Source organism: Arthrobacter psychrochitiniphilus, from assembly GCF_003185915.1.
GTDB lineage: Bacteria > Actinomycetota > Actinomycetes > Actinomycetales > Micrococcaceae > Specibacter > Specibacter psychrochitiniphilus.
Window position 1 is genome coordinate 1 of sequence record NZ_QHLZ01000004.1, and the last position, 24194, is coordinate 24194.

Sequence of the window (24194 nt, forward strand, 5' to 3'; positions counted from 1 at the left end):
TGGTATCAATAAAACTTGGCACACTATTGAGTTCTCAAACAACAACCACACCCAACCAACACATCCGAACCATCAAACAATCCGTAACGATCAGCGCCGGGGCAACTTTCCAATCCTAGACCAACCCGGGCCGCAATGCAAATCCACTTTCCAGCGAACCACACCACACAACCCAAGAAAACAACCAAAACACAATCATTTTCCCGCTAGTCACGCCGCCCTTCATCAGGACAACTCGATAAACAATACACACCAAACAACCAACACGCAAATCCACGCGGCCCCTCCTGCTCAGAGCCCTAGATACCAGTACTGAGCATAAGAGGTTCTTGCTATTTGGCGGTTTCCTTCAGAAAGTACTTAGGAACGAGTATCGCGCACAGAGCCGTGATCGCCCAGATAATTAGCGCTGCGAATATCCAAGTAAAGAAGCTGTGGCCCCGAATGCCACCCGCCAGCACTGCTGGCAATGCTGGCAATGATCAGCGCCAACCATGTAGACACTAAAGAAGCGATGCCAGCAAGCGCGGGCGTGAACTTGGCCGCCAATTTGGCGATGAGACCTTCAAATACGGATTGGGCAATCGTGAATACAACACGTGCTGCGAGGAAGCCACCGAATCCTAAGTCGACCCTAGGGGGAGCAGCGCAGGTAGGATGACCGCAACTACTGAACTGCCGAGATGGAGGCGATGCCAATCATTAGCCTCTTCATGCCTTCAGCATAGGCAGCGCAGCCATTTGTGGCCGGGGTTGTAGAGCCGAGGTTGTAGATCCAGGTGAAGCCCATGGTTATCTGCACTCTTGCAACCACTTATTCATAGGTACAGCCACGTCAGAGTTGGAACAGTAGAAGCCCATGCTCAACGAAGGGAATCTGATAGTTTCATGCACCTTGGTTAAGTCTTGCTGGGTCTCGATAGGTAGTAAACGGGTTAAATAGGTAGTAAAGGGTTAATAGGTATGGAACCAACTGTGGGACTTCTGCTCTCAAACTCAGATGCTCGAGCCCGTTCCAACGCTGAATCTGATTCTCTCGTGGCTGCGGGTCTTGTCCCGCAACGGGGCCAGCGCCCCTAGGGCTATGCCCTGCCCTGCTATGCCCTGCCCTGACCTGCACTGCACCATTGTGAGGAACACAAAGGTTCGGGCATACAAAAAGACCCCGACGGAACCATAGGTTGCATCGGGGTCTTTCTCAAAAACGTGCGCGAGGGGGGATTTGAACCCCCACGCCCTTTCGGACACTGGCACCTGAAGCCAGCGCGTCTGCCGTTCCGCCACTCGCGCGTTTTTCGCCATCCACCGGGTTTGTCTTTCGACTTTCAGTGGAACAGCGAGATCAAGCATATAGGAATATTGCCGATTCACCTAAACGAGACTCGGGTAGGCCCGTGAAGCAGCGGGAATGGGACACCTCCCGGATGTATAAACCTTGAATTTTCAAGGAAGTTGATGCCAGAAAGAAGGTTTTGACAACATCATGCTCCAGTAGGAAATTTGCCACATCCGGGCCTACTAATAGGGATATTCCAAGACTCCGGCAGTAGTATCAACTTTGAACTAGGTTGTCCGCGGCGCGGATAACGCTCAAACTGCGCTATCCATGCGTAGCGGTTCCAAGACTTCCAGACATGGGCATCATCGCAACAACGCCGTAGGAGAGGAGAGCATATGGGATTGTTTGACAACGTTGAAAAAGGCATTGAAAAGGCAGTACGTGGCGCCTTCTCCCTGGGCTCCAAGTCATTGCAGCCTGTTGAGGTGGCTAGTGCCATTCGTCGGGAACTCGACGACAAAGCCATGACCTTGGATGCCGGGCGAACCTTGGCACCGAATGTTTTTAATATTGAGCTCGGCGATGCAGACTATGAACGGGCACGCTCATGGGGGGTAACTCTCGCTGAAGAGCTGTGTGATGTTGTGATCAACCACGCCCGCAGCCAAGGTTACGTACTCCAGGGCCCAGTAAGAGTGGCATTTAACCACCGCGAAGCCTTGCGCCCCGGTCAGTTTGACGTTGCGTCGTCAACGGAAAAGGAACGCGGCACCGCGGCCGAGGCATCTGCCGTTTTCGCCTCACAGAGTCCGGCACGCATGCCAGCACGGCCCAGCCAGCACCCCGCGGGACAGCCCGCCTCCGAAGGTCAGCCGGCCCCCGTGTACAAGCGTCAAGCCCCTCGAGAACAAGGTCAAACACTGGGTCAACCAGTCTTGGACATTGACGGTCAGCGTTATGCGCTCAATGCAACCTCAATCATTCTGGGCCGCTCCTCCGAAGCTGACATCTTGATAGATGACACAGGCGTTTCAAGAAAGCATTTGGAGATCCGTTGTGAAGACGGATCCAACACTGCAGTAGACCTTGGCTCCACAAACGGCAGTTTTGTTGATGGTCGCCGTGTACAAGGCAGCGCTGCCCTCCACGACGGAGCCCGCATCACCATGGGACGCACAGAGATAATTTTCCGTATTTTGCCTCGACGCGGCGGTGGTCAACGATGAACGATCTCAGTCTTGTGGTCACAATTTTGCGCTTCGGATTCCTACTTTTGATGTGGGTCATGGTCTTCAGTGTTGTTGCGGCTATGCGCAGGGACCTCGTGATTGGCCGCAAGGCTAAAGTCGGTGCCCCTACTGCCAGACAGGCTAGAAAACACCCTGAACTAGTTGAAGAGGCTCCACCAGCGAAAATTGCGGCACGTCAGCTTGTTGTCACTGAAGGGCCTCTGACGGGCACCACCCTAGAGCTGACCGGCGTCCCCATTCTGTTGGGTAGAGCGCAAGAAGCAACCTTGGTACTTGAGGACGACTACGCTTCTGGCCGCCACGCGCGCCTCTTCCCGCAAGGCACCCGCTGGTTTATTGAAGACCTCGGTTCTACCAATGGAACATTCCTTGGTGGTACGGCATTGACGCGCGCCCTCCCCGTGGAACTCGGGGTTCCCGTGCGGATCGGCAAAACGGTCATCGAATTGAGGCCATAACATGGCCGAATACCCGCTGATTCTTAGCTACGCGGCAAGATCCCATGTAGGTCTGGTGAGGGCAAAGAATGATGACTCTGCGTACGCCGGTGAACATCTGGCTGTTGTAGCTGACGGCATGGGTGGTCACGCCGGTGGCGATGTTGCCAGCGCTTCCACCGTTCTTGATCTGGTCCATTTGGACCACAACCGCCACAACGACGACGCCGGCGCTCACCTTGCTGATGAGATTCAGACCGCTAATTCGCTGCTCTCCGAGCTGGTCCACGTCAACCCAAAACTGGCTGGCATGGGCACCACGGTGACCGCTCTGCTGCTTTCCGGGAAGCGTCTGGCCTACGCGCACATTGGTGATTCACGGGCATACCGCCTCAAAAATGGCGTCTTTGAGCAACTCAGCACAGACCACACCTTTGTCCAGCGCATGATCGACGAAGGCCGCATGACCGAGGCTGAAGCCGAGGTTCATCCCCATAAGAACGTCCTCATGCGTGTGCTCGGTGACGTGGATGCGTCTCCTGAGCTGGATCTGAAATATTTCGATGCGGAGCCGGGTGAGCGCTGGCTCCTGTGCTCCGACGGTCTGAACTTTGTCCGCCACCAGATGATTGAAGAGGTCATCCGCCATACCAAGTCATTGGCGACGGCCGCCGACACACTCATCGATCTAACATTGGCCGCCGGCTCGCCGGACAATGTCACTGTAGTTGTTTTTGACATTCTCGAGAGCAACCCGGATCAGACGCAAACCGCGGCGCTGGATGCCGTAGAGGTCCCCGCGCCGCACCCTCATGACGCTCCTCTGCCGCACCTCACAGCGGATCCCGAAAAGTACGACGACGAATCCAGCCTTCTAGAGGGCCCGGAAAGTTTCGCTGTGACTAGGCCGGGTGAGGAGTTAAGCCTCCCGGGGGATCTTGCGGAGGCGGACGAAGAGTACGCTCCTGAGGCCCTCGACTCCCATATCCGTGCTGCCGCAGTCCGTCGTGAACTGGCATCGCGCAAACATGAGCTAGTTGGGGCTGCCGTGACGGCCAACGCTGAGGGCCGGATACCGCTCCTGACCAGACCGCCTGCCAACCGCCGCGCAGCAACCGTCCTCACACACAAACCTGCTGAACAGCCCACCCTGGTAGAAGACACTGAGGTCTCCTTGCCCAGGATTCGTCAGCGCCCGCTGGTGTTGGCAATTGTTGGTTTCCTAGCGACTATGGCCATCGTGGCAGGTTCCTGGGCGGCCTACGCCTGGACCCAAACCCAATATTTTGTGGGGGTAAATAGCGGGAATGTGGCAATATTTCAGGGTGTCTCACAATCACTCGGGCCCATTTCCCTCTCGCATTTGTACCGGGAAACAGAGGTGGAAGTATCCTCGCTTCCGGCCTACTCCCAGCAACTCGTGGCTGCAACCATGCCGGCTTCAACACTGAGCAATGCCGAACAGATCATCAGTGACCTTCAATTGGGCACTGGAACTAGTTTGCCTCCCTGCGAGGTTCTGGAAACCGCCCCGGCGGCCACCCCAACAGCAACCCCCACACCAGGAAGCAACGCCTCGGCTAACTCAAAACCCACCCCCAGCCCCAGCACTTCGCCCAACGTCACTGGTACAGCTAGCACCTCAGCGTCTAGTGCCCCCGCAACTGCTGCACAGCCCACCTGTATTCCTGGAGGTGGAAAATGAGCCAGTTGCTGACCGTGGCCAAACCGCGCCGTAACACCGAGCTTCTGTTACTGATCCTTGCCCTGGGCGTGTCCGCTATGGCCAATGCCTTGGTGAACCTGAATCTGGGCCGCACTTTCGACAACGATTTCTTCACGCAAATAGCAATTCTTTCCGGACTCTCCCTAGCATTCCACGTGGTTTTACGTTTCAAGGCAAAATATGCCGATCCGGTAATACTGCCTGTTGTGGTGGCCCTCAATGGCATTGGCTTGGCCGTTATTCACCGCCTGGACATCACCTCTGGTGACACGGCAGCTACACGCCAATGGATGTGGACAAGCCTGGCGGTGGTAGCTGCCATTACGGTGATCTGGTTCCTACGAGATCACCGGATCCTGCGCCGCTACACATACATCTCCTTGCTGGTCTCAGTAGTTCTGCTAATCCTGCCCCTCGTGCCAGGCATCTCCGCGGGCAACGTCAATGGAGCCACCGTATGGATTTCCCTCGGGCCATTTACATTCCAGCCCGGAGAAATAGCAAAAATAACCCTGGCCATATTCTTTGCCGGGTATCTATCATCCAACCGTGATCTAATTCTGCTAGCCGGTAAGAAGATCGGCCCTCTCCAGCTACCCCGAATGCGGGACATGGCCCCCATGATCGTGGCCTGGCTAGCAAGCGTTGGCGTCCTTGTGTTCCAACGGGACCTGGGCTCATCCATCTTGTTCTTTGGCTTGTTCATGGTCATGATCTATGTAGCCACCAGCCGCGTCAGCTGGATCTTCATTGGCTTGGCGCTCATCGCGGTCGGCGGTGTCGCCGCCTACCAGATATTCCCTCACGTTGCCCGCCGTATTGACGTTTGGGTCAATGCTTTTGACCCCGCCTATATAGGGGCAGACTATGGCAGTTTCCAGGTTGTCGAGGGCTTGTTTGGTCTAGCAAACGGCGGCCTTATGGGCACCGGTCTGGGACAAGGTTCACCCGACAAGCTGCCCGTAGCCAATAGCGACATGATCATCGCAGTGATTGGTGAAGAGCTTGGGTTGGTGGGGCTCTTCGCGATCCTCTGCCTTTACGCGCTGCTGATTGCGCGCGGCTTCCGAGCCGCATTGGGCACACGTGATGCTTTTGGCAAACTATTGGCCGTTGGGCTCTCCTTCGCGGTGGCTTTGCAGTGCTTCATCATCATTGGCGGCGTTACCCGGCTTATCCCGTTGACGGGCTTGACCACACCGTTCCTGTCTTCGGGAGGCTCCTCTCTTTTAGCCAACTGGATCATAGTGGCTTTGATCCTGAAGATTTCAGACGCCGCCCGGCGTCCCATTGACGTTTCAGCCAGTTCTTCGCCCATCGAACAGCTTTCCCCCATTGACGCGACACAAAAGGAGGTGCCTTCACCATGAATGCTGCCATTCGCAATTCCTGGATCGTGGCCATCGCCTTGTTTGCACTGCTTTTTGGATCCATCTCCTATGTGCAGTTCTTTGCGGTTGATTCCCTTAATGACAACCCCAGCAACCAGCGGCAACTAGTGAAGAATTTTTGCAGCTCACGCGGCCCTATCCTGGTTGACGGACAGGCTATTGCCGAGTCTGTTGCCACGAACACCGACTGCAAGTACCAGCGAAAGTACAATGACCCGCTGCTGTATGCAGGCCTGACGGGCTTCTTCAGCAAGTGGTCTGGTAAATATGGGCTCGAAGACGTAATGAGTCCCGAACTCACCGGAAACTCTAACGATGCAATCCTGGAACGCATTGCACAGATCTTCACTGGGGAGCAACTCCAAGGCCGTTCCGTGGAGTTGACCATTGATTCAAAGATCCAGCAGATGGCGTTTGACATGATCCCTGATGGGATTGGCGGGTCCATTGTGGTCAATAACCCAAAGACCGGCGCCATCATCGCCATGGCCTCCAAACCCAGCTACGACACCAACTTGATGGCCACACACAACAAGGCTGACTTTGATGCTTCAATGGCGGAATTGGTGAAAGTCCCCGGCATCAACTTGTTCGGCTCATCCGCCTACAGGAAGCTCTACTCACCCGGATCAGTTTTCAAGATCATTGACACGGCGGCAGCCTTGGAGTCCGGAAAATATAACAAGGACAGCATACTTCCCAATCCGGCCGAACTAACGTTCCCCGGTATGGACTACGCTCTTCCGAACTATGCCTACGGCCAGTGCTATACGAAGGATAAGGCTTCCTTCGCGTTCGCATTAGAGAACTCCTGCAATACACCCTTCGCCAGCATTGCCCTTGACCTTGGTCAGGATGCAATAACGGCCCAAGCTGAGAAGTTTGGCTTCAATGACAACTCCCTCGGCTTCCCATCTGCGGTAGAAGGCAGCCGCTTCCCGGGTAGCCAGGGAGTACTTGACGATGCGGCACTGGCCCAGAGTGCCATTGGCCAGCGTGATGTTCTCGCATCACCGCTGCAGATCGCCATGATGACCTCTGCCATCGCAAACGGGGGAACCCAAATGGCTCCCAATCTGGTCAAGACTGTACGGACCCCTGATCTCAAAACAGTTTCCAGCCTCAAACCAGAAGTTCTCCGTCAATCGACAACCCCGGAGATCGCCGCCCAAATCAGTGAATGGATGGTCAGCGTGGTCGATAACGGCATTGCTTCTGCAGCAGCTGTCCCTGGCGTCAAGGTTGCCGGAAAAACAGGAACAGCAGAACTCGGAGACGGATTGAACAACGCATGGTTTACCGGATTCGCACCGGCAGATGACCCCCAAGTGGTGGTCACAATTATGATGCCACAGGTGGACGTTCCCACAGGCGCACAACTTACAAGTCCCAATGCAAGCAAACTCTTCAAGGCGGTGTTGAAAAAGTGAGGCCTATTTCTGGTATCACCTTAGGCGGCAGGTTCCAACTCACATCACGCATTGCCATCGGCGGCATGGGCGAGGTGTGGAAGGCACAAGATCTGGTATTGGGCCGTATTGTTGCCATTAAAATCCTCAAGGATGAGTACACGGGAGATCCCGGTTTCCGCGCCCGCTTCAGGGCGGAGGCCAAGCACACTGCCCTGCTCAACCATGAGGGCATCGCCAACGTTTTTGATTACGGTGAAGAAGACGGCTCCGCTTACTTGGTGATGGAACTAGTTCCCGGTGAGCCGCTGTCCAGCCTGATCGAACGCGAACGCGTGCTCTCGGCGGACTGGACGTTGTCCATGATCGCCCAGACCGCCCGTGCCCTTGCAGTGGCTCACGCCCAGGGTCTGGTCCATAGGGATGTAAAGCCGGGCAACTTGCTCATCACTCCCGAAGATAAGGTGAAGATCACCGACTTCGGCATCGCTCGTCTAGCTGACCAGGTCCCGCTAACCCAGACCGGTCAGGTCATGGGAACAGCGCAATATTTGGCTCCGGAACAGGCCACAGGGCAAATTGCCACGGGCTCCAGTGACATATATTCCCTTGGCATCATAGGTTATGAGTGCATCACCGGGCACCGTCCGTTCTCGGGCGAATCACAAATCGCCATTGCCTTGGCTCAGGTCAACGATGCTCCCCCGCCGCTGCCTGACACCCTTCCCACTCCTGTGCGCGCGCTCCTGATGTCCATGCTGGCCAAGGATCCTGTCAACCGCCCGGCCAATGCCTTGAAACTAGCTGATGCAGCGGAGGCTATTCGTTCCGGCGACATCAAGGCAGCCCATGCCGCCGTTCCCGGGATGCTCCTGTTCGAATCCACCACGGGCCCCATTACGGCTCCTGTTGATATCAATGCAACAGCCGCAACCTCTGTGGTGAGCAGTGTTGCCGAGCCGAACACAACGGCGCTTCCCACCGTCTCCCATGAGATGACAGATGCACCCACTACCCGTACCCGTTCGGAGATCCTTGGCGCCGAGCGTGCCTGGCAAGCCGAGAACGACGACGATGCCTTCCTAGTTGCCGAGGATGAGGAAGTTCCTCCCGAAGAACCAGCCAAAAAGGGACGGAGCCCCTGGACCTGGCCACTCGTGGGCCTGCTAGTGCTCTTGCTTTTTGCCGTGGGTGCCTTGCTCCTGCAGAACAGCAGCTTCTTTGGCGGCGAGCCCTCACCCTCCTCAAGCAGCACGGCTACCAAGTCTGCGCCGCCCAGCTCGGCTCCCGCTACCTCTGAGGCTCCCACTCCCACGGAAGAGAGTCAGCCACCCACATCAGAAGCCCCGGCAGAGATCGTGGTCAATCCGACCGAGTTCCAAGGACTCACGTTTGATGAAGCCCGGGCCAAACTGATTGGAATGGGCTTGGTTGTCAATGCTCCGGTGGAGGTTGCCAGTGATCAGGCTAAAGGCACTGTTACGGATATTTCTCCGACCGGTCCGTTGGTTCGCGGTTCTGACGTCACTTTGACTGTTTCATCAGGGCCTGAAATGGGCACCGTGCCTTCATTTACAGGCCAAACAGGGGATGCCTTCAGCGCAGCCCTTGTGGCCGCTGGTTTCACGCCAAATGGAATTTCTCAGCCATCAGACCTGCCTGCTGGCCAGGTAATCGCGAGTGACCCCGGAGCAGGAGCAAAGGCGGCAAAGGGTTCACAGGTCACCTATTACGTTTCCACCGGGCCATCAGCTCCGGCTACCACTGAACCTCCGGCTGACAACCAGGGTAAGGGCGAAGGCCAAGGCCAGGGCCAGTAATCAACATCAACCCGCAGTTCCCCGATCTGACACCCACCAAGAAAGGACAATCAGGTACCCATGAGTATTCCGCGCGTCCTCAATGACAGGTATGAGATTGGGGAATTGCTGGGCCGTGGCGGCATGGCAGACGTCTATAAGGCTCAAGACACTCGTCTGGGCCGTACTGTTGCAATTAAATTGCTGCGTGCTGATGTGGCTCGCGATTCCCAACTGCAGGCCCGATTCCGGCGGGAGGCGCAGGCCGTTGCAGGGCTAAATTACCCTGCCATCGTTGCCGTTTATGACACCGGCGAACACATTTCTTCGGATCACCCCGGTGACGGTGCGCACGTGCCGTACATTGTCATGGAATACGTCCATGGAAAAACGCTGCGGGACCTGATACGTGCCAAGGCCATCACCACAGAGCAGGCACTGAAGTACGGCATGGGCGTCTTGTCAGCCCTCGATTACAGCCACCGTGCCGGCATTGTTCACCGCGATATCAAGCCTGCCAATGTCATGGTGACCGAAGACGAAAATGGCGTTTTGGGCGTAGTAAAGGTCATGGACTTTGGCATTGCCAGAACCATCTCCGATTCGGCAGCCACCATGACGCAGACACAAACGGTTATGGGAACGGCCCAGTACCTTTCTCCGGAGCAAGCACGCGGTGAAAGCGTCGATGCGCGAAGCGACCTCTATTCAGCAGCTTGCCTGCTCTATGAAATGCTCGCAGGCCGGCCTCCTTTCACGGGCGATTCACCTGTTTCAGTGGCGTACCAGCACGTCCGAGAACGCCCTCCCGTGCCCAGCACGTTCAACCCTGACCTGACCCCGGCGCTTGATGCACTGCTTATGCGTGCGCTGCAGAAGGATAGGCGCCAGCGTTTTCAGGATGCCACCTCGTTCCGCCGCGCTCTCAGGGCTGCCGTTGCCGGCGTGGCACCTCCGCCCGGCCAGAGAGAGTCTCATGTAGACGGCAATGAGACCACCGTGATCGCAGCTGTCTCCGAACCACAGAAACTCATGCCCGCGCCCGCTATTGACGCTGGTGGCCCCTCCACCCGCGCCATGGCAAAGGAGTTGGCCGGTGGAGCACTAACAACCAACGGCGGTGTCCCCGAGGACACTGATAACCTTTACCCGTCCGTTAAACGCCGACGGCGGGCCTGGATGGTGACACTTTTTGTGGTCCTGGCATTGATGCTCGGTGGAGGTGCCATGGTGGGTTACAACATGATCAATGCAGTTCCTGCCGCGGTGGCTAAAGAGTCAATCCCACCGCTTAGCGGGATGACGCTGGACGAGGCTACAGTCAAGCTAGAGGCACTGGGGATGTCCCCGCACAGCGCAGAGGAATTTTCCTCGGTCACCAAGGGCGAGGTTATTCGCACGGACCCTCCATCGGGGACTCTGGTGGAATTAAATACCACTGTGGAGATCTTCGTTTCTAAAGGTCCCTCAGAAGTGCAGATACCCAAAGATATTTCTGGTCTCACTGAGCCCCAAGTACGCCAGGAATTGTTGGATCTGGGCCTGCTTATCAGTTCTAGCGATTTAGTCAATGACGGATCCATCAACGCCAACCTTGTGGTCACAACTGATCCAGCGCCGGGGCAGAGCGTTCCCGTAGGTACCAGAGTCGCATTGAAAATCTCCAACGGTCAGGTACTGATGCCCTCCCTCTTTGACTTGACGAAGGATCCAAAAAAGGTCAAGCAAGCAGTAACTGAGGCGCTCAAAAAGGTTTCGGAATATTTGGAAGTGACTTTTGAGGAATCTGAAAACTCTGTAGTCACTCCTGGCATGGTCACGGGCCAGTCCATCCAGTCCGGTACCTCAGTAGCGCAGCGGACTTCGGTTGTGGTGACCTTGGCAAAGAAACCTACTCCCAAGGAACCTAACGCCTCGCAAGAGCCATCTCCCGGGGAGCAACCCCCGGAAACAACAGCACCGCCTTCCCCGAAGCCCTAAAAAGGCACCAACCCTATGGCGCACTCCGGCACAATGCCAAGGGGTATGCCTCTAGCTATTGATGAGCGGGCTCAGGGTAGATGCTGTTGCCACAGCGCCTACGAGTCCGAGGGATTCGAGCCAGTTCCCGAGCATGGTGTAGCCGCCCTCCGTGAGGACGGATTCAGGATGGAACTGCACCCCGCACAAAGGTGCGTTCTTGTGCGCCAAACCCATGATCACGCCGTCGGCCGTTTCAGCCGTCACCTCAAGCACGTCAGGGATACTGGCCGGAACGGCAGAAAGCGAGTGGTAGCGGGTGGCTGTAACCGGGCTCGGCAGTCCCGCAAAAACGCTCCTGCCGCGGTGATGAACCTCGCTGGTTTTTCCGTGCATGAGCTGCTCGGCATGAGTGACAACGCCCCCATAGGCTTCTGCCAGGGCCTGATGTCCCAGGCAGACGCCCAACATAGGCTTGTCATGGCTGCCACACCATTTGATCAGTTCAATGCACACCCCTGCCTCGGCGGGGGTACCGGGGCCGGGGGAGACCAACACACCGTCGCGGGTGCTGGCAAGCTCCACGGCCTCAGCCAAGGTGAGATCGTCGTTGCGCACCACAGTTGTTTCAGCGCCCAGCTGCTGCAAGTAGCCAACCAGCGTGTAGACGAAGCTGTCGTAGTTATCTATCACCAGAATCCGCACTGCCATGTCAGACTCCACCGCCGATCGTTGAGTCATTCAAGGGATTAAACTGGGAAAGCCAGGGGAACACAAACTGCATCAAGACCAGCACCGCAGCTGCCAAAAAGAAAACAGTGGTGATGATGCGGAACCAAAGCGGCCCCGGAAGGTTTCTAAAAATCCAGCCATACATGATTAGCCTGCCTTCTTGTTCGCTGCGACTTGGGCGGCAATCTCTGCCGGAGGGCCAGCACTGGCCGGCTGCCAGGAATCCAACACCGAGTAACTGATAATCCGCTCCTCAGCACCAAAGCGGGGATTACAGCTGGTCATGGTCATGAAGCGTTCAGTGGCCTTGGCATCCAGTTGCGTGGGGACCGGGGCCAACACGTCGGCCCGGTTCGGCATGACGATCTGATTGTTCCGGAACACGTAGGTGTAGTAACCGTCGTTAGTCTGAACGTAAATCTTGTCGCCGGGAACCAGTGTGTGCACAGCATCCAAAACGGCGCCGTGCGTTTGCCTGTGTCCTGCCACCGCAAAGTTGCCCACCGCTCCTGGCATGGAGGTACTGTCGTAGCGGCCAAGCCCAAGGGTATCTAGCTGAGCCGGTGCCGTGCCTTCTACTAGGGGCCGGCTATAGGTTTTCCCGAAGCGGGGAATATAGACAACACCAAATACTGTGCTTGCCTGGTCCGGCGCAGCCATCACCTTAGGGGGACCGAAGTCAACGGGGGGCGCATCCGCAGGAGGTGGAGTCACTGGTCCTTGAAATTCCTGGGCAAAGGCTGAGACGGCCTGTTGCTGGGCCGTGTTGGCTTCAATGTTTGTCCACCACAACTCCCACACCACAAACAGCAGCAATATCACACCGCACGTAATAAGAAGTTCGCCTAACACCTGAATTAAGGTACGGAAAAAGCCCTGCTTGGGTCGCTCAGCGCGCTGCTTGCGAGCAGAACGCTTTTTCCCGCGGCGTATCCTTTCATTTCCGGTGATGAGTTCTTCAACACCCACAGCTGATTCGACATGGCTAGGCGATCGAACCACGCGCGGGTCTCCTGACTGAAGTTGAGCGGTAATGTCATGCAATCTGCAGCTGCGTTAAATGCAGCTAGAATTACGTCAACAATACCGGCAGTTCACGGCCTAGGAACAATTTACCCAGCAACATCACAGGCAATGGACAGTCCGCACACAACCGAAGTGGTCGATTCCCTTCGACCACAATGTCAAGGAGCTTCTGTGCCTGAGTCAAAATCGCGTCGCCGCCCCACTAAAGGACCGGCCCAAACGCCTTCCAGCAAAACACAGCAGCCCAATGCCGTTTGGTTCGTCCCCGTCATGGTGACCTTAATGGTCCTGGGTCTGGTTTGGATCATCACCTACTACATCTCTGATGGTCGCTTCCCCATCCCCAACATTCACAACTGGAATATTGGCATTGGTTTTGGCATTGCCTTGGCCGGTTTCATGATGACAACTCGCTGGCGCAGCTAGTTCTCAATCTTTTGTAGTTTTCCTTGGGTCACTTTCAACGTAGTGGCCCTTGGGGTCCCCTACGGCACGGCCCGGTACATCTCCGGCCGTGCCGTAGTCAGCTTCAACGAATCTCCCACGCTCTGCCTCGTCCTCCGTGCCTTCCGAGCCGGCCTTTCCGTAGTCACCTTCAACGTAACGGCCCTCGGCGTCATCTGCATGGTGACCCTCCTCGGAACCGGCCTTACCGTAAGCACCCTGGACGTAGCGTCCGTGGCTGCCCTCTTGTGCTGTGCTGTCCTCTTGTGCTGTCATTTTTGCTGCCCTGCCTTCCAAATCACTAACGCTTGCGCACCGAATGGCGTGCATAGTTGCGCTCTTGCTTCCACTCTAGTCCGAGCTAGATTTTCTGGACAGGCCGCACGCAACTGGAGAGCCCATGCACAAGCAGTTGTCTCCTTAGGACCGGACTGCAGATGTGAGATCGCCGGTAAAAACCCCTCATGCACGGGAATCTCCCGGGTCTTCAATGCCTTCACCAATTAGGCGGATTATTCGTGCGGACTGTAAAGATGGCACCTGTGCTCTCCTGTGACTTAGTTGTGCCCCTGCAGGGAAAGTCGGCGGCAACACTGCTGGCAGTCACACCATTTGAACAGACCCACTCTCACCGGAGACCCAACCGGTGCTATCTTGGCCACTGCACACTATTTTTCACAGTGGACGCAGGGCTGTGCACTATGAGTAGTACGAGTCAGTCTGAGATCCGGATTCTTCGCCGTTTATGAACAAGGCCAGTTGCTCCCTCGATTGAATGTCCAGCTTGATGAAAGTCCTGTAAACGTGGCCTTCAAGAGTGCGCCGTGAGACCTGAAGCCGGGTAGCGATGGAGTTGTTTGACTCACCCTGTGCCACAAATAGCGCAATTTGATGTTCCCTACGGGTCATTTTAGGTTTTTCAATCGAAGTGAAAACCGTTGACACTAACCCTGGCAGCTGTTCACGCATGGCCACTACCTTGTTGGCGGTTCTCATGCTTTTGTGTACTTTTCCACTGTCATGGAACCTATTCAGTGCATGGGTTGCCAGCTCGACGGCGGTCAGGTCAAAGCCATATTTCTTCGCCACGGAACTGGCATGTTCTAGATCGGTGGGATCTTGGGACACCATAGCCCCTGACCATTCCATGAAGAATTCCCGGCTGCCTGATTCCACCCCGGAGGCAATTTCTGCCAGGGCGGGAATCGAGGCTATGTCCCCAAAACGCACCAGCAGGGACAGAACCGTCAGCCCAATGCCGGCATAGCCGCGGTTAAGGCACTCCCTTTGCAGGTGGCGCAATCTGGCCAATCCCAATTTGTTCTGGCCCGTGATGAACTGTGTCACTGCTGCATAGGCAGATGCTTCAAGCTCATGGAATTTTCCGCTGCGCCGGTTCAGCGAAGCCAACTGTGAGAGTTGGGCCTGTGCGCTCACTAAATCTCCGCGCATGGCAAGGGAATAGGCCAGCTGTGACAAAGTGTTGGCGAAACTGACCAAGGATCATAGTCAGCAAGTACTCCAGCCTCCGAACGCAGCGCTGGTATGGCTTCCTCAAAGTGTCCACGCCGGCAGGCCATATCCGTGCAGTTTTGCTGGCCACCAGCGGGCAGACGAAGTGGCCACTGGTGGCCAGAAACTCATGGCCATTGGCTACGAAGCGCAAACACCTGAGTTCTTATTTGTGGTACGGCTTAACCGAATTACCGCCTGATCAGCCAAAGTAGAGAGCAATTGGCCACATCCCACAACAAGGAATGCTGCAAGGAGTCCACACATGAAGCCAAACGTGCCCGAATCACGAACTGATTCAATGCTCGATGAAGATATCTCCGTGGTGAATTGAGCCCACAGTGTCGACCAGATAATCCAGCCGATTCCCATGCCGAGGCAACCTGCAACAAGTCTGGAACTGGCCCTGATCACACTTCTGCTGACTCTAGGCATGGTTCCTCCGTAACTGTTGATCCAACATACCCGGGATAAACCTAGACGTGTACCCCTGAGCCTCACTTGCTCGGAAGTCCGGTCTTGGACGGGCCTAGGCCGAGCACCAGACGGATGATGCCGACTCCCGCGACCATCAGCACAATGGCGATGAGTGCGATGCGCCCGGCGCCGCTGTTCATGTTAGCTGCATTAGCCCTTGACCACTTCGCGCTCATCGGAGACTGCCATCAGATCACGTCTGTAGTCAGGGCCCTGTGTGCATCAGGACGCTTCGCCCAGTGATTCTGCAAGGTTCCCCTTCCGGGACGCACAAACAGCCCGTAGCCAGGAGGCCCCTTTCTTGCTGCCAACCACCGAGCCAACGGCTGGTGATATGAAACAGGGACAAGTCAGAAATAGCTTGGGAACCTACACAAGTGTAGGAACCCGGCGCCTCTGCGACATTATCCCCAGACTTCTCCACACTGTGGATAACTTTTTCCCACAACCCACATACTTATCCACCGACGTGGAAAACATCTTCGAACTATCCACAAGCCATCTTCGAAAGTGAGGTTATACCTAGTTGTTCACAAAGTTATCCACAGAAGTGGATAACTTTGCGGCGGATTCGAGCTGAGATCATTTTAACCGCGTCAGAAAAGTAATCCACAGCTGTGGAATTACATGTGTGTAACTTATACCCAGTGTGCATAAACCTGGGGATAAGTGCATATTCGACGAAGATAAAACTACTAGAACTACAGCTCTGTAAGTTATGCCCACGTGTGGACATCTATGTGGATAACGTTGTAAAACGTGCAAGCATGAAGCTATGGAACTACCTGATCCCCTCGACATCCACAGAGTTTTCCCACAGCAACTTACACAAGATGCCATCGATGAGTACCGACGGCTCAGCGCAGAACAGGCAGGATCTGTGGCCATCATCAGCACTCGACTGCGCAACCGCGATTATGCCGCCACAGTGACCGCCTATCTGTCAGTGTCCTATGAGCCTCCGACATTGCTGGTCAGCCTCTACGCTGACTCACGGATTGCGCAGGCAGTTGCAGATGCCGGATCGTGGGCTTTGTCCTTGCTCACAGCGGAGCAGAAATCGCAGGCGAACTGGCTTGCCAGCCCGGGTACACCAATCGAGGGGCTGTTAAACCAGATCGATTTTAGGCGCAGCCAGGTCACTGAAAATGCGATCATCGCAGGGGCCCTTGCCTACTTTGAGGTGGAAACCACTGCCATCCACGAGGCTGCAACTCATCTGTTGGTGGTGGGAAATGTTCTTTCGATGGGTGAAGATGCTCCCTGGAACAAGGAGGTTTCGCCTCTGCTTCACTATGGCGGGGACTACCGCCGGCTCAAACCTTAAAGGTGATAAGGGCTGCTCAACGCAAGCTCAGTCCCTAACCGAAAGGTAAGCGGGGCGTTGCTGCAAACTTTAGCTGATGACAAAGGCAGGGAAGGTGGAGACCTTGTAAAGTGTGAGGCCAACGAGGATCAACACCACCGCGGCGATTCCGCCCCACTGGATGAGGTTGCGCTTCTTGGCAGGGGCATAGGCCACCGCAACGGTGCACAAGGCGCCGGCGATCAGCCCACCTAGGTGTGCCTGCCAAGCAATATTCGGGATGAAGAATCCAATGGCTGCGTTAATCGCCAACAGCACAACGATCTGACGAAGGTCGCCACCGCGCTTCTTCTGAACGACGAAGAGAGCTCCGAAAAGACCGAAGACTGCCCCTGAGGCACCTACAACCACGGTGTCGATGGGGGAGAGTAAGAGCACGCCAACAGATCCCGCAAATGCACTGACCAGGTAGATGGCAAGGAAGCGAACGCGGCCAAAGGCCGGCTCCAGGGCGTTACCTAGAATCCACAAGGCATACATGTTGAAGGCGATGTGCATGATGTTCGTTGAGTGCAAGAAGGCGGAGGTCACCATGCGCCACGGTTCAGATTCAGTCAGGAACGGGGCGTAGGCAAAATTCTGGAAGATGAAGTCTTTGGGGATGGCCCAGTCAAGGGCGAACATTGCCACGCAAAGGACCATCATCGTGATGGTTACAACGGGCCGCCCGGCTCGGGCGACGCCTCCGAACATGGTTTTGCGGGAGGGAACCGCCTTCGTAGCAGCCCTCACACAATCCACACACTGAATCCCCACAGCAGCACTGCGTTGGCAGTCCGGGCACGCTGGCCGGCCACACCGCTGACAGCTCACATAGGAAACCCTGTCAGGGTGCCGTGGGCAGACGGGAGCGCCAGTGGCGGATTCCGGGACCGGATATGCAGAACTCATGGGAGGGATCCTAATTGAGGGTATATAAGGAAGGCTTTGGTTGCCGAGAACCAGAAAGGTTCCCGGCAACCAAAGCCAGAAGGGTCAAGCGCTGATTAGAGCTGTTCGACGGTGACGGAGTTGATGACAACATCCTCGCGCGGCTTGTCGCCTGCGCCCGTGGCAACAGCTTCAATCGCGTCAACTACGGCGCGTGAGGCCTGGTCCGTGACGTCACCGAAGATGGTGTGTTTACCCTGCAGCCAGCTGGTGTTGACCGTGGTGATGAAGAACTGTGAACCGTTAGTGCCACGGCCACCCTGGGTGCCAGCATTCGCCATGGCGAACTTGTAGGGATCGTTGAAGTTCAGATCCGGGTTGATCTCGTCATCGAACTGGTAGCCGGGGCCACCAACGCCACGGCCCAAGGGATCCCCACCCTGGATCATGAAGTCCTTGATAATGCGGTGGAAGATTGTCCCGTTGTACAGGGGCGCGTTGGTCTTCTCGCCGCTGCCCGGGTGGGTCCATTCAATAGTCCCGGTGGCCAGGCCAACGAAGTTTGCCACTGTCTTAGGAGCATGGTTTCCAAAGAGGTTTACCTCAATGTCGCCAAGGCTAGTGCTGATAGTTGCTTTTGCGGTTGGGATAGCAGTCATATTCATATTCTGCCACGTGTCCATGAGAATCTTCTGAGAGGACCTCGCATTCCGCGCCCGGCGAACTGGCAAATGATAGCAACAGGGCTCCACTAGACGTAGGCTAAAAGATGGAACTGCTGACATCTGGAGGAAACGTGAAGAAGGTCGACCGCTTTACCCAAGGTTTGGAAGATTCATTGAATAGCAGTGTGGATAATGCCCGGGAATGGGTAGCACCCCACGTTGAGAATGCTAAGGACTGGACAACACCTCGTGTTGAGGCAGCTCTCAGTTGGGCTGTTCCCCGGATTGAAAAAGGCATTGAGCATGCCTCGCCGATTGTTCAGGACGGATTACGCAAAGCCGCGCAATACACTGCCGACGGCGTTGCAGCTGTGACCCCCAAGATTCAGGACGGCATTGAAAAGCTGGCACCCCGTATTTCCGATGCCGTTGATGAAGCTACCCCGCGCATTCATGAAGCTTTGGAGAAGACGGCTCCGGCCATCACCAGTGTCAAAGACAAAGTTGTGGATGACTTCCTTCCCCTCCTCGCAGAAAAGCTGGGCGAAGCAGCTCACGCCGTTGAACTAGCCCTTGAGAGTTCGAAGGTGTCGCCCCAAGTGGAGCTCGTTGCAGCGAAACTGACAGGGAACAAGAAAGCCGTGGCTAAAGCCGAGAAGGCTGCCGCTGAGGCCGCCAAGAAATTTGCTGCGGAAATGACAAAGGCTTCGAAGAAGAAAAAGCGCAGCGGGAGAGCCTGGATTGTAGTTGGCGTGGTTGTCGCGGCTACCGCTGCAGGCGTTGCCGCATGGAAGGCATCCAAGCCTGTGGCCGATCCCTGGAAGACACCGGAACCTGTTGCGCCGGCGCCTGCTGCTACTTTGCCAACACCTGCGCCTGCACCGGCAGTAGTTCCTTCTCCCGTTCCCGCGGACGACGGCGCTGACACCAAGGTTGCCGAGCCCGCTGACACTGTGGTGCAGAAGGCGAAGGATGCGGTTAAGTCCGGGGCCGAAGAAGTTGCCGAGGCTGGCGCTTCAGTAAAGGACGATGTGGTTGATGCCGCTTCCGATGCCAAGGATGCGGCCGCGAAGCTGCTGGATGCAGCTTCCAGCGCCGTGGAGGACGCTTCGCCGAAGCCGAAGGATCCCAAGAAGTAGGTTTTATTGCAGTTTGTTTCACGGAGAGGCTGGGAGTTTTACTCCCGGCCTCTCCTCTTTTTTAGGCCGTTGTTTTCTTTAGGCCGCTGCGGCCCTGCCGCAGAATCACCGCAGCCAGCCCTGCCAATATTAAGGCCAGGCCCGCATACGTTCCCGGTGGTAGCTGCTCGTCAAGGAAGAAACCGGCTAAAAGTGCCGCCCCTGGTATTTCTACGAGGATCATCATGGAGACCACAAGGGGAGAAATGGTGGCCAGCAAATAGTTGAAGATGGTATGGCCAAATATCTGGGCTGCCACTGTGACGCCAATAATGCCCCACCACGCCTCCGGCGGGATATTCAAAAGTGGTTGGCGAAACACCAGGCACAACGCCAGCAGGATGAGCGAACACAGGCCGTAGCAAAGGCTCGAGTAGGCCCCTGTGGAGAGGGTCTTGCGGGCCTTTGAACCGGCCAGGGTGTAGATGGCGGCAAGGATGCCTCCTGCCACCGCCAAGACGTCGCCTATGAGCGCCTGCGGCGAAACCCCTATGTCGAACCCTGTGATAACCGCTACGCCCAGCAGCGCAGTGCCCAGTCCCAGCAGTACCGGCTTCGGTGGCTTCATTCCGCGGATCCATTGAAAGAGCGCAATCCACGCCGCCTGCAAGCAGACTAGGGCCGTTGCGCCCGCCACGCTTGTCAACTTCACTGCGGTGATAAAACAGGCAAAGTGGAAGGCTAGTGCTGTTGCCGCAATAACCGTGTATTTCAATTCCGCCCGGGTCAGGGATTTAAATAATCCCGGATTCTTGATCACTGTGGGCGTGCCCAATACCAGGGCGCCAAAAACATTGCGCCACAAGGCGATTGTCAGGGCGGGGGCCATAGTGGCGGCCATGATGGGTCCGGAGGCTGAAACGCCCAAAATGCCCACAAAGGCCAAAATAATTATCACTGTTCAAGCCTAGGGCAAGGGGACAATGCCGTTGTGCTGATAAAAAAACAACCCCGGTCTGATGACCGGGGTTGTTTCTCATGGTGGAGGCACGGGGACTCGAACCCCGAACCCCCTGCTTGCAAAGCAGGTGCGCTACCAATTGCGCCATGCCCCCATGAGGATAATTCAGTATATCTGAAACAGAACCAAAAGATTCACACTAACGAATCAGTTGCCTTGCTCCAGGTTGTCTTCACAACTTTGGATTCCCGCCACTTCCTGTTCAAAAATACTGCCGCAGTCAGAGCTGTGATCAAAATCAGCAACTTCTTCATAATGCACCATCCTTTACAAGAACCGTAGGGTTCCGTGGGCGTACCTGGACTTGAACCAGGGACCTCTTCGTTATCAGCGAAGCGCTCTAACCGCCTGAGCTATACGCCCTACTTGACCCTCACCGGGCCGAGACAAAACTTTACCGCACACAATCCCAAATTCCAAAATCGGCGGTTCCTGCGGGTCTGCAGAACCCGCCGATTTTGATCTTTTAACGCCTTTTTTCGCGATAATCCGCGGTTTTTGACTGATTAGTCATCAGTCAAGGTGACACCGATTCCGCCCACTAGAGTGGCCGAGATGTTGTACAAAACCGCAGAAAGTACGGAAAGTGTGGTCAAGAGCACAACGTTAACAACTGCAACTATGGTTGAAAAGGATGCCACTTGCCCCAACGAGATGATTGACAGGAGATCGAACGGGACCCCGCCCTCCTTGCCCTGAATCTCATTGACGAAGTCGTTTACAGTGCCGAACAGGCCCATGGTGTCCAGCACTGACCAGAGCGCAATGGCTGCAACTACGGTCACAATACCGAGGGCAACAGAGAGCAGGAACGCCATCTTCAGGACGGACCAGGGATCAATTTTGCTGACCAGAAGACGGGCGCGGCGTGCTTTTGCCTTGGGTGCTGGCTTGACCAGCGACGGGGGTGACTTCGGCGCAGGCGTCTTGGTTACAGGCCGCTTCGCACCAACGGCTCCAGCAGTCGCTGGGGCGCTTGTGGGGCGCTGGGCGGGGCGGGCAGGTGCACCTACCCTTGGGGCGGACCCTGGCCGCGGAATCGGGTTATTGGTGCTCAATCTGTGCCTCCAGTTGTTCCGTCATGACCCGTTAACGGTACTTCATCATTTTGTTGCTTTCCCTCTAAAGAGCCATTAATCGCGGTCTCAGGGGTTTCAGAGGCCTCAATTTCCGCGGCTTCTTCATCTTCTTCAAGGCCTCGTTCGCTGTTGCGAGCAACCTCAATGATCTTGTCATTCTTATCCGGCTTGGCGAAGATGACACCCATGGTGTCGCGTCCCTTGGCGGGTACTTCCGAGACGTTGGAACGTACCACCTTGCCGCCGCCCATGACCACCAAAACCTCGTCATCTTCTTGAACAATCAGTGCTCCGACCAGGTCTCCGCGATCCTCCACCAGCTTGGCAACCTTAATGCCCAGACCGCCTCGTCCCTGCAGACGGTATTCCTCAACAGCTGTTCGCTTCGCATAGCCGCCTTCTGTGACGATAAACACAAAGGAATCATCAGTGACCACATTGGCGGCAAGAAGTTCATCAAAGTCACGGAACTTCATGCCCGTAACACCAGATGTTGCCCGGCCCATGGGCCGCAGCGCCTCATTTGTGGCAGTAAAGCGGATGGATTGACCCTTGCGGGAGACCAACAGCAGATCGTCGGTGTCGGAGACCAGCTGCGCGGAGACAAGTTCGTCACCGTCACGCAGGTTGATGGCAATGACACCGGCCGAACGGTTGGTGTCGTAATCCTCCAGTGAAGTCTTCTTGACCAGACCGTTCTTGGTTGCCAGAACCAGGTAGGGAGACTGCTGGTAGTCCTTGAGCTCCATGACTTGGGCGATCTTCTCATCGGGCTGGAAAGCCATCAAGTTGGCTACATGCTGTCCCTTGGCATCACGTCCCGCCTCGGCCAGCTCATAAGCCTTTGCACGGTAGACGCGGCCCAGGTTGGTGAAAAACAGCAGCCAATGGTGGGTGGTTGTCACAAAGAAATGCTCCACGACGTCATCCCCGCGCAGCTGCGCGCCCTTGACGCCCTTGCCGCCACGGTGCTGTGTGCGGTAGTTGTCGCTACGGGTGCGCTTGACGTAACCGCCACGGGTAATGGTGACCACCATTTCCTCTTCAGGAATGAGATCTTCCATGCTCATGTTGGGGTCGTAACCCATCATGATTTCTGTGCGGCGGTCATCCCCAAAGCGAGCGGTGATCTCCGCCAGCTCTTCGCTGACAATGCCGCGCTGAACCTCGGGCGAGGCCAGAATACGGTTATATTCGGTGATCTGTTGGGTCAAGACATTGCTGCGATCTTGAATCTTCTGATGTTCCAAGGCAGCCAGACGCCTTAGCTGCATGTCAAGGATGGCCTTGGACTGGATTTCATCGATGTCCAGCAGGGCCATCAGGCCGTCGCGGGCTTCCTCAGTAGTTGATGATGCTCTGATCAAGGCAATGACGGCGTCGAGGGCGTCCAGCGCCTTCAGCAAGCCTCGCTGGATGTGTTGCTCCGCTTCATCTTTACGGAGTCGGAACATGGTACGGCGGACAATGACATCCATCTGGTGGGTAACCCAGTGACGGATGAAGGCGTCCAACGGCAGGGTACGGGGCACGCCGTCAACAATGGCCAACATGTTGGCACTGAAGTTTTCCTGCAGCTGTGTGTGCTTGTACAGGTTGTTCAGGACTACCTTGGCCACGGCATCACGCTTGAGGACAACAACCAGGCGCTGACCTGTACGGCCAGATGTCTCATCACGGAGATCGGCGATCCCGGAGATCTTGCCGTCCTTGACAAGATCGGCAATCTTGATTGCTAGGTTGTCAGGGTTAGCTTGGTAAGGCAGCTCGGTGACCACCAGGCAGGTGCGGCCTTGGATTTCCTCAACGTTGACCACGGCACGCATTGTGATGGAGCCACGGCCTGTACGGTAGGCATCTTCAATACCCTTGCGGCCCAAAATTTGTGCACCGGTGGGGAAATCGGGTCCCTTAATGCGCTGAATTAGAGCTTCGAGGAGTTCTTCTCGTCCCACTGTCGGGTTGGCCAGGTACCACTGGACACCCTCGGCAACTTCACGCAGGTTGTGTGGGGGAATGTTGGTGGCCATACCGACGGCGATACCTGAGGATCCGTTGACCAGGAGGTTGGGGAAACGTGCCGGCAGGATGGTTGGTTCCTGATTCTTGCCGTCGTAGTTGTCCTGGAAATCGACAGTTTCCTCATCGATATCGCGGACCATTTCCATGGCCAGCGGGGCCATTTTAGTCTCCGTGTAACGAGGTGCGGCAGCACCATCGTTTCCAGGGGAACCAAAGTTACCCTGGCCCAGAGCCAACGGGTAACGCATGGTCCAGTCCTGGATCAGGCGAACCAGAGCATCATAAATGGCTGAGTCACCGTGGGGGTGGTACTGGCCCATCACTTCGCCAACCACGCGGGCGCACTTGTTGAAAGAGCGCTCGGGGCGGTATCCGCCGTCGAACATGGCGTAGAGGACACGGCGGTGAACAGGCTTGAGCCCGTCCCTGACATCGGGGAGAGCACGGCCCACAATGACGGCCATGGCATAGTCCAGGTAAGAACGCTTCATCTCCTCTTGGAGATCAATTCGTTCTACTTTGTCATGCATCAAGCTTCCCTCGATGACCTCAGTAGTGCTGTCATCTACTGCGGGTTCTTGAGGATTCTGGGGTGTTTCTTCACTCATAATT

The 24194-nt window shown here is 56.0% G+C and carries 23 protein-coding genes and 3 tRNA genes; 10 read left to right on the forward strand and 16 right to left on the reverse strand.

The window, feature by feature from the left end; translation table 11 throughout:
• Window positions 1-360: 360 nt before the first annotated feature.
• Both CVS29_RS18195 and CVS29_RS07250 read right to left on the reverse strand, forming a co-directional pair.
• On the reverse strand, window positions 361-549 hold the full coding sequence (locus CVS29_RS18195) for a hypothetical protein (protein WP_146213011.1): 189 nt from the start codon (window positions 547-549) through the stop codon (window positions 361-363).
• Window positions 550-1207: 658 nt separating this feature from the next.
• A tRNA-Leu gene (locus CVS29_RS07250) sits at window positions 1208-1290 on the reverse strand.
• A 384-nt stretch (window positions 1291-1674) separates the two neighbouring features.
• Between CVS29_RS07250 and CVS29_RS07255 the strand changes: the two genes are divergently transcribed.
• The 7 genes from CVS29_RS07255 to pknB are packed head-to-tail and all read left to right on the forward strand — an operon-like array spanning window position 1675 to window position 11271.
• A complete protein-coding gene (locus CVS29_RS07255; protein ID WP_110105680.1) occupies window positions 1675-2505 on the forward strand; it encodes an FHA domain-containing protein in 831 nt (276 codons plus the stop codon).
• The gene (locus CVS29_RS07260) at window positions 2502-2987 is read left to right on the forward strand and encodes an FHA domain-containing protein FhaB/FipA (protein WP_110105681.1); all 486 of its coding nucleotides are present in this window, start codon (window positions 2502-2504) and stop codon (window positions 2985-2987) included. Before CVS29_RS07255 ends, CVS29_RS07260 begins: the two co-directional genes overlap by 4 nt.
• Window position 2988: 1 nt before the next feature.
• Window positions 2989-4671 carry a PP2C family protein-serine/threonine phosphatase gene (locus CVS29_RS07265; protein WP_110105682.1) on the forward strand — a complete coding sequence of 561 codons (1683 nt, stop codon included), beginning with the start codon at window positions 2989-2991 and terminating at the stop codon, window positions 4669-4671.
• Window positions 4668-6062 carry an FtsW/RodA/SpoVE family cell cycle protein gene (locus CVS29_RS07270; RefSeq protein WP_110105683.1) on the forward strand — a complete coding sequence of 465 codons (1395 nt, stop codon included), beginning with the start codon at window positions 4668-4670 and terminating at the stop codon, window positions 6060-6062. Before CVS29_RS07265 ends, CVS29_RS07270 begins: the two co-directional genes overlap by 4 nt.
• Window positions 6059-7513 carry a penicillin-binding transpeptidase domain-containing protein gene (locus CVS29_RS07275; protein WP_110105684.1) on the forward strand — a complete coding sequence of 485 codons (1455 nt, stop codon included), beginning with the start codon at window positions 6059-6061 and terminating at the stop codon, window positions 7511-7513. Before CVS29_RS07270 ends, CVS29_RS07275 begins: the two co-directional genes overlap by 4 nt.
• Window positions 7510-9312: a protein kinase domain-containing protein gene (locus CVS29_RS07280; RefSeq protein ID WP_110105685.1), complete on the forward strand. Its 1803-nt coding sequence runs from the start codon at window positions 7510-7512 to the stop codon at window positions 9310-9312. The genes CVS29_RS07275 and CVS29_RS07280 overlap by 4 nt, the downstream gene beginning before the upstream one ends.
• A gap of 60 nt (window positions 9313-9372) precedes the next feature.
• A complete protein-coding gene (pknB, locus tag CVS29_RS07285) occupies window positions 9373-11271 on the forward strand; it encodes a Stk1 family PASTA domain-containing Ser/Thr kinase (protein WP_110105686.1) in 1899 nt (632 codons plus the stop codon).
• 51 nt (window positions 11272-11322) lie between these two features.
• Here pknB and CVS29_RS07290 read toward each other — a convergent pair whose 3' ends face one another.
• From CVS29_RS07290 to CVS29_RS07295, 3 genes are read right to left on the reverse strand one after another with little or no spacing between them, the layout of a single operon-like run.
• A complete protein-coding gene (locus tag CVS29_RS07290; protein ID WP_110105687.1) occupies window positions 11323-11961 on the reverse strand; it encodes an anthranilate synthase component II in 639 nt (212 codons plus the stop codon).
• A gap of 1 nt (window position 11962) precedes the next feature.
• Entirely contained in the window at window positions 11963-12127 is a 165-nt protein-coding gene (locus tag CVS29_RS18405) for a hypothetical protein (RefSeq protein ID WP_170120925.1), read from the reverse strand.
• A 2-nt stretch (window positions 12128-12129) separates the two neighbouring features.
• Window positions 12130-12840 carry a class E sortase gene (locus CVS29_RS07295; RefSeq protein WP_373366725.1) on the reverse strand — a complete coding sequence of 237 codons (711 nt, stop codon included), beginning with the start codon at window positions 12838-12840 and terminating at the stop codon, window positions 12130-12132.
• A gap of 339 nt (window positions 12841-13179) precedes the next feature.
• Here CVS29_RS07295 and CVS29_RS07300 point away from each other — a divergent pair, with 339 nt between their 5' ends.
• Window positions 13180-13434, forward strand: coding sequence for a cell division protein CrgA (locus tag CVS29_RS07300; RefSeq protein ID WP_170120926.1), 255 nt, complete (start codon window positions 13180-13182; stop codon window positions 13432-13434).
• 3 nt (window positions 13435-13437) lie between these two features.
• Here CVS29_RS07300 and CVS29_RS07305 read toward each other — a convergent pair whose 3' ends face one another.
• The 3 genes from CVS29_RS07305 to CVS29_RS18410 all read right to left on the reverse strand — a co-directional run bounded on the left by CVS29_RS07305 (window position 13438) and on the right by CVS29_RS18410 (window position 15617).
• On the reverse strand, window positions 13438-13728 hold the full coding sequence (locus tag CVS29_RS07305) for a hypothetical protein (protein WP_110105689.1): 291 nt from the start codon (window positions 13726-13728) through the stop codon (window positions 13438-13440).
• Between the two features lie 423 nt (window positions 13729-14151).
• Window positions 14152-14904, reverse strand: a complete 753-nt coding sequence (locus CVS29_RS07310; RefSeq protein WP_146213012.1) for a response regulator transcription factor — start codon at window positions 14902-14904, stop codon at window positions 14152-14154.
• 557 nt (window positions 14905-15461) lie between these two features.
• Window positions 15462-15617, reverse strand: a complete 156-nt coding sequence (locus CVS29_RS18410; RefSeq protein WP_170120927.1) for a hypothetical protein — start codon at window positions 15615-15617, stop codon at window positions 15462-15464.
• A gap of 599 nt (window positions 15618-16216) precedes the next feature.
• On the opposite strand from CVS29_RS18410, the gene CVS29_RS07315 reads away from it, so the two are divergent.
• A complete protein-coding gene (locus CVS29_RS07315; protein WP_110105691.1) occupies window positions 16217-16768 on the forward strand; it encodes a flavin reductase family protein in 552 nt (183 codons plus the stop codon).
• Window positions 16769-16837: 69 nt separating this feature from the next.
• Here CVS29_RS07315 and CVS29_RS07320 read toward each other — a convergent pair whose 3' ends face one another.
• Together CVS29_RS07320 and CVS29_RS07325 are read right to left on the reverse strand one after the other, a co-directional pair.
• Entirely contained in the window at window positions 16838-17431 is a 594-nt protein-coding gene (locus tag CVS29_RS07320; RefSeq protein WP_306457070.1) for a rhomboid family intramembrane serine protease, read from the reverse strand.
• A gap of 362 nt (window positions 17432-17793) precedes the next feature.
• The gene (locus CVS29_RS07325; RefSeq protein ID WP_110105693.1) at window positions 17794-18336 is read right to left on the reverse strand and encodes a peptidylprolyl isomerase; all 543 of its coding nucleotides are present in this window, start codon (window positions 18334-18336) and stop codon (window positions 17794-17796) included.
• A 137-nt stretch (window positions 18337-18473) separates the two neighbouring features.
• On the opposite strand from CVS29_RS07325, the gene CVS29_RS07330 reads away from it, so the two are divergent.
• Window positions 18474-19481 carry a hypothetical protein gene (locus CVS29_RS07330; protein WP_146213013.1) on the forward strand — a complete coding sequence of 336 codons (1008 nt, stop codon included), beginning with the start codon at window positions 18474-18476 and terminating at the stop codon, window positions 19479-19481.
• 61 nt (window positions 19482-19542) lie between these two features.
• Here CVS29_RS07330 and CVS29_RS07335 read toward each other — a convergent pair whose 3' ends face one another.
• The 6 genes from CVS29_RS07335 to gyrA form a co-directional block, all read right to left on the reverse strand.
• Window positions 19543-20418: a DMT family transporter gene (locus tag CVS29_RS07335; protein WP_110105695.1), complete on the reverse strand. Its 876-nt coding sequence runs from the start codon at window positions 20416-20418 to the stop codon at window positions 19543-19545.
• Window positions 20419-20499: 81 nt separating this feature from the next.
• Window positions 20500-20575, reverse strand: a tRNA-Ala gene (locus tag CVS29_RS07340).
• A 40-nt stretch (window positions 20576-20615) separates the two neighbouring features.
• Entirely contained in the window at window positions 20616-20735 is a 120-nt protein-coding gene (locus tag CVS29_RS18635) for a DLW-39 family protein (RefSeq protein WP_211315102.1), read from the reverse strand.
• Between the two features lie 35 nt (window positions 20736-20770).
• Window positions 20771-20844, reverse strand: a tRNA-Ile gene (locus tag CVS29_RS07345).
• Between the two features lie 143 nt (window positions 20845-20987).
• Window positions 20988-21539: a DUF3566 domain-containing protein gene (locus CVS29_RS07350; protein WP_110105696.1), complete on the reverse strand. Its 552-nt coding sequence runs from the start codon at window positions 21537-21539 to the stop codon at window positions 20988-20990.
• Window positions 21536-24190, reverse strand: coding sequence for a DNA gyrase subunit A (gene gyrA, locus CVS29_RS07355; RefSeq protein ID WP_110105697.1), 2655 nt, complete (start codon window positions 24188-24190; stop codon window positions 21536-21538). The genes CVS29_RS07350 and gyrA overlap by 4 nt, the downstream gene beginning before the upstream one ends.
• Between the last annotated feature and the right edge of the window lie 4 nt (window positions 24191-24194).

What these genes read in the sequence shown, in the direction of transcription:
- CVS29_RS07275 (WP_110105684.1), top strand. Translation starts at nt 6,059, where the DNA reads ATGAATGCTGCCATTCGCAATTCCTGGATCGTGGCCATCGCCTTGTTT.
- CVS29_RS07260 (WP_110105681.1), top strand. Translation starts at nt 2,502, where the DNA reads ATGAACGATCTCAGTCTTGTGGTCACAATTTTGCGCTTCGGATTCCTA.
- CVS29_RS07290 (WP_110105687.1), bottom strand. Translation starts at nt 11,961, where the DNA reads ATGGCAGTGCGGATTCTGGTGATAGATAACTACGACAGCTTCGTCTAC.
- CVS29_RS07310 (WP_146213012.1), bottom strand. Translation starts at nt 14,904, where the DNA reads ATGCGCGGAGATTTAGTGAGCGCACAGGCCCAACTCTCACAGTTGGCT.
- CVS29_RS07265 (WP_110105682.1), top strand. Translation starts at nt 2,989, where the DNA reads ATGGCCGAATACCCGCTGATTCTTAGCTACGCGGCAAGATCCCATGTA.
- CVS29_RS07255 (WP_110105680.1), top strand. Translation starts at nt 1,675, where the DNA reads ATGGGATTGTTTGACAACGTTGAAAAAGGCATTGAAAAGGCAGTACGT.
- CVS29_RS07320 (WP_306457070.1), bottom strand. Translation starts at nt 17,431, where the DNA reads ATGTTCGCCCTTGACTGGGCCATCCCCAAAGACTTCATCTTCCAGAAT.
- pknB (WP_110105686.1), top strand. Translation starts at nt 9,373, where the DNA reads ATGAGTATTCCGCGCGTCCTCAATGACAGGTATGAGATTGGGGAATTG.
- CVS29_RS18635 (WP_211315102.1), bottom strand. Translation starts at nt 20,735, where the DNA reads ATGAAGAAGTTGCTGATTTTGATCACAGCTCTGACTGCGGCAGTATTT.
- CVS29_RS18410 (WP_170120927.1), bottom strand. Translation starts at nt 15,617, where the DNA reads ATGAGCGCGAAGTGGTCAAGGGCTAATGCAGCTAACATGAACAGCGGC.
- CVS29_RS07325 (WP_110105693.1), bottom strand. Translation starts at nt 18,336, where the DNA reads ATGACTGCTATCCCAACCGCAAAAGCAACTATCAGCACTAGCCTTGGC.
- CVS29_RS18405 (WP_170120925.1), bottom strand. Translation starts at nt 12,127, where the DNA reads ATGTATGGCTGGATTTTTAGAAACCTTCCGGGGCCGCTTTGGTTCCGC.
- gyrA (WP_110105697.1), bottom strand. Translation starts at nt 24,190, where the DNA reads ATGAGTGAAGAAACACCCCAGAATCCTCAAGAACCCGCAGTAGATGAC.
- CVS29_RS07315 (WP_110105691.1), top strand. Translation starts at nt 16,217, where the DNA reads ATGGAACTACCTGATCCCCTCGACATCCACAGAGTTTTCCCACAGCAA.
- CVS29_RS07270 (WP_110105683.1), top strand. Translation starts at nt 4,668, where the DNA reads ATGAGCCAGTTGCTGACCGTGGCCAAACCGCGCCGTAACACCGAGCTT.
- CVS29_RS07305 (WP_110105689.1), bottom strand. Translation starts at nt 13,728, where the DNA reads ATGACAGCACAAGAGGACAGCACAGCACAAGAGGGCAGCCACGGACGC.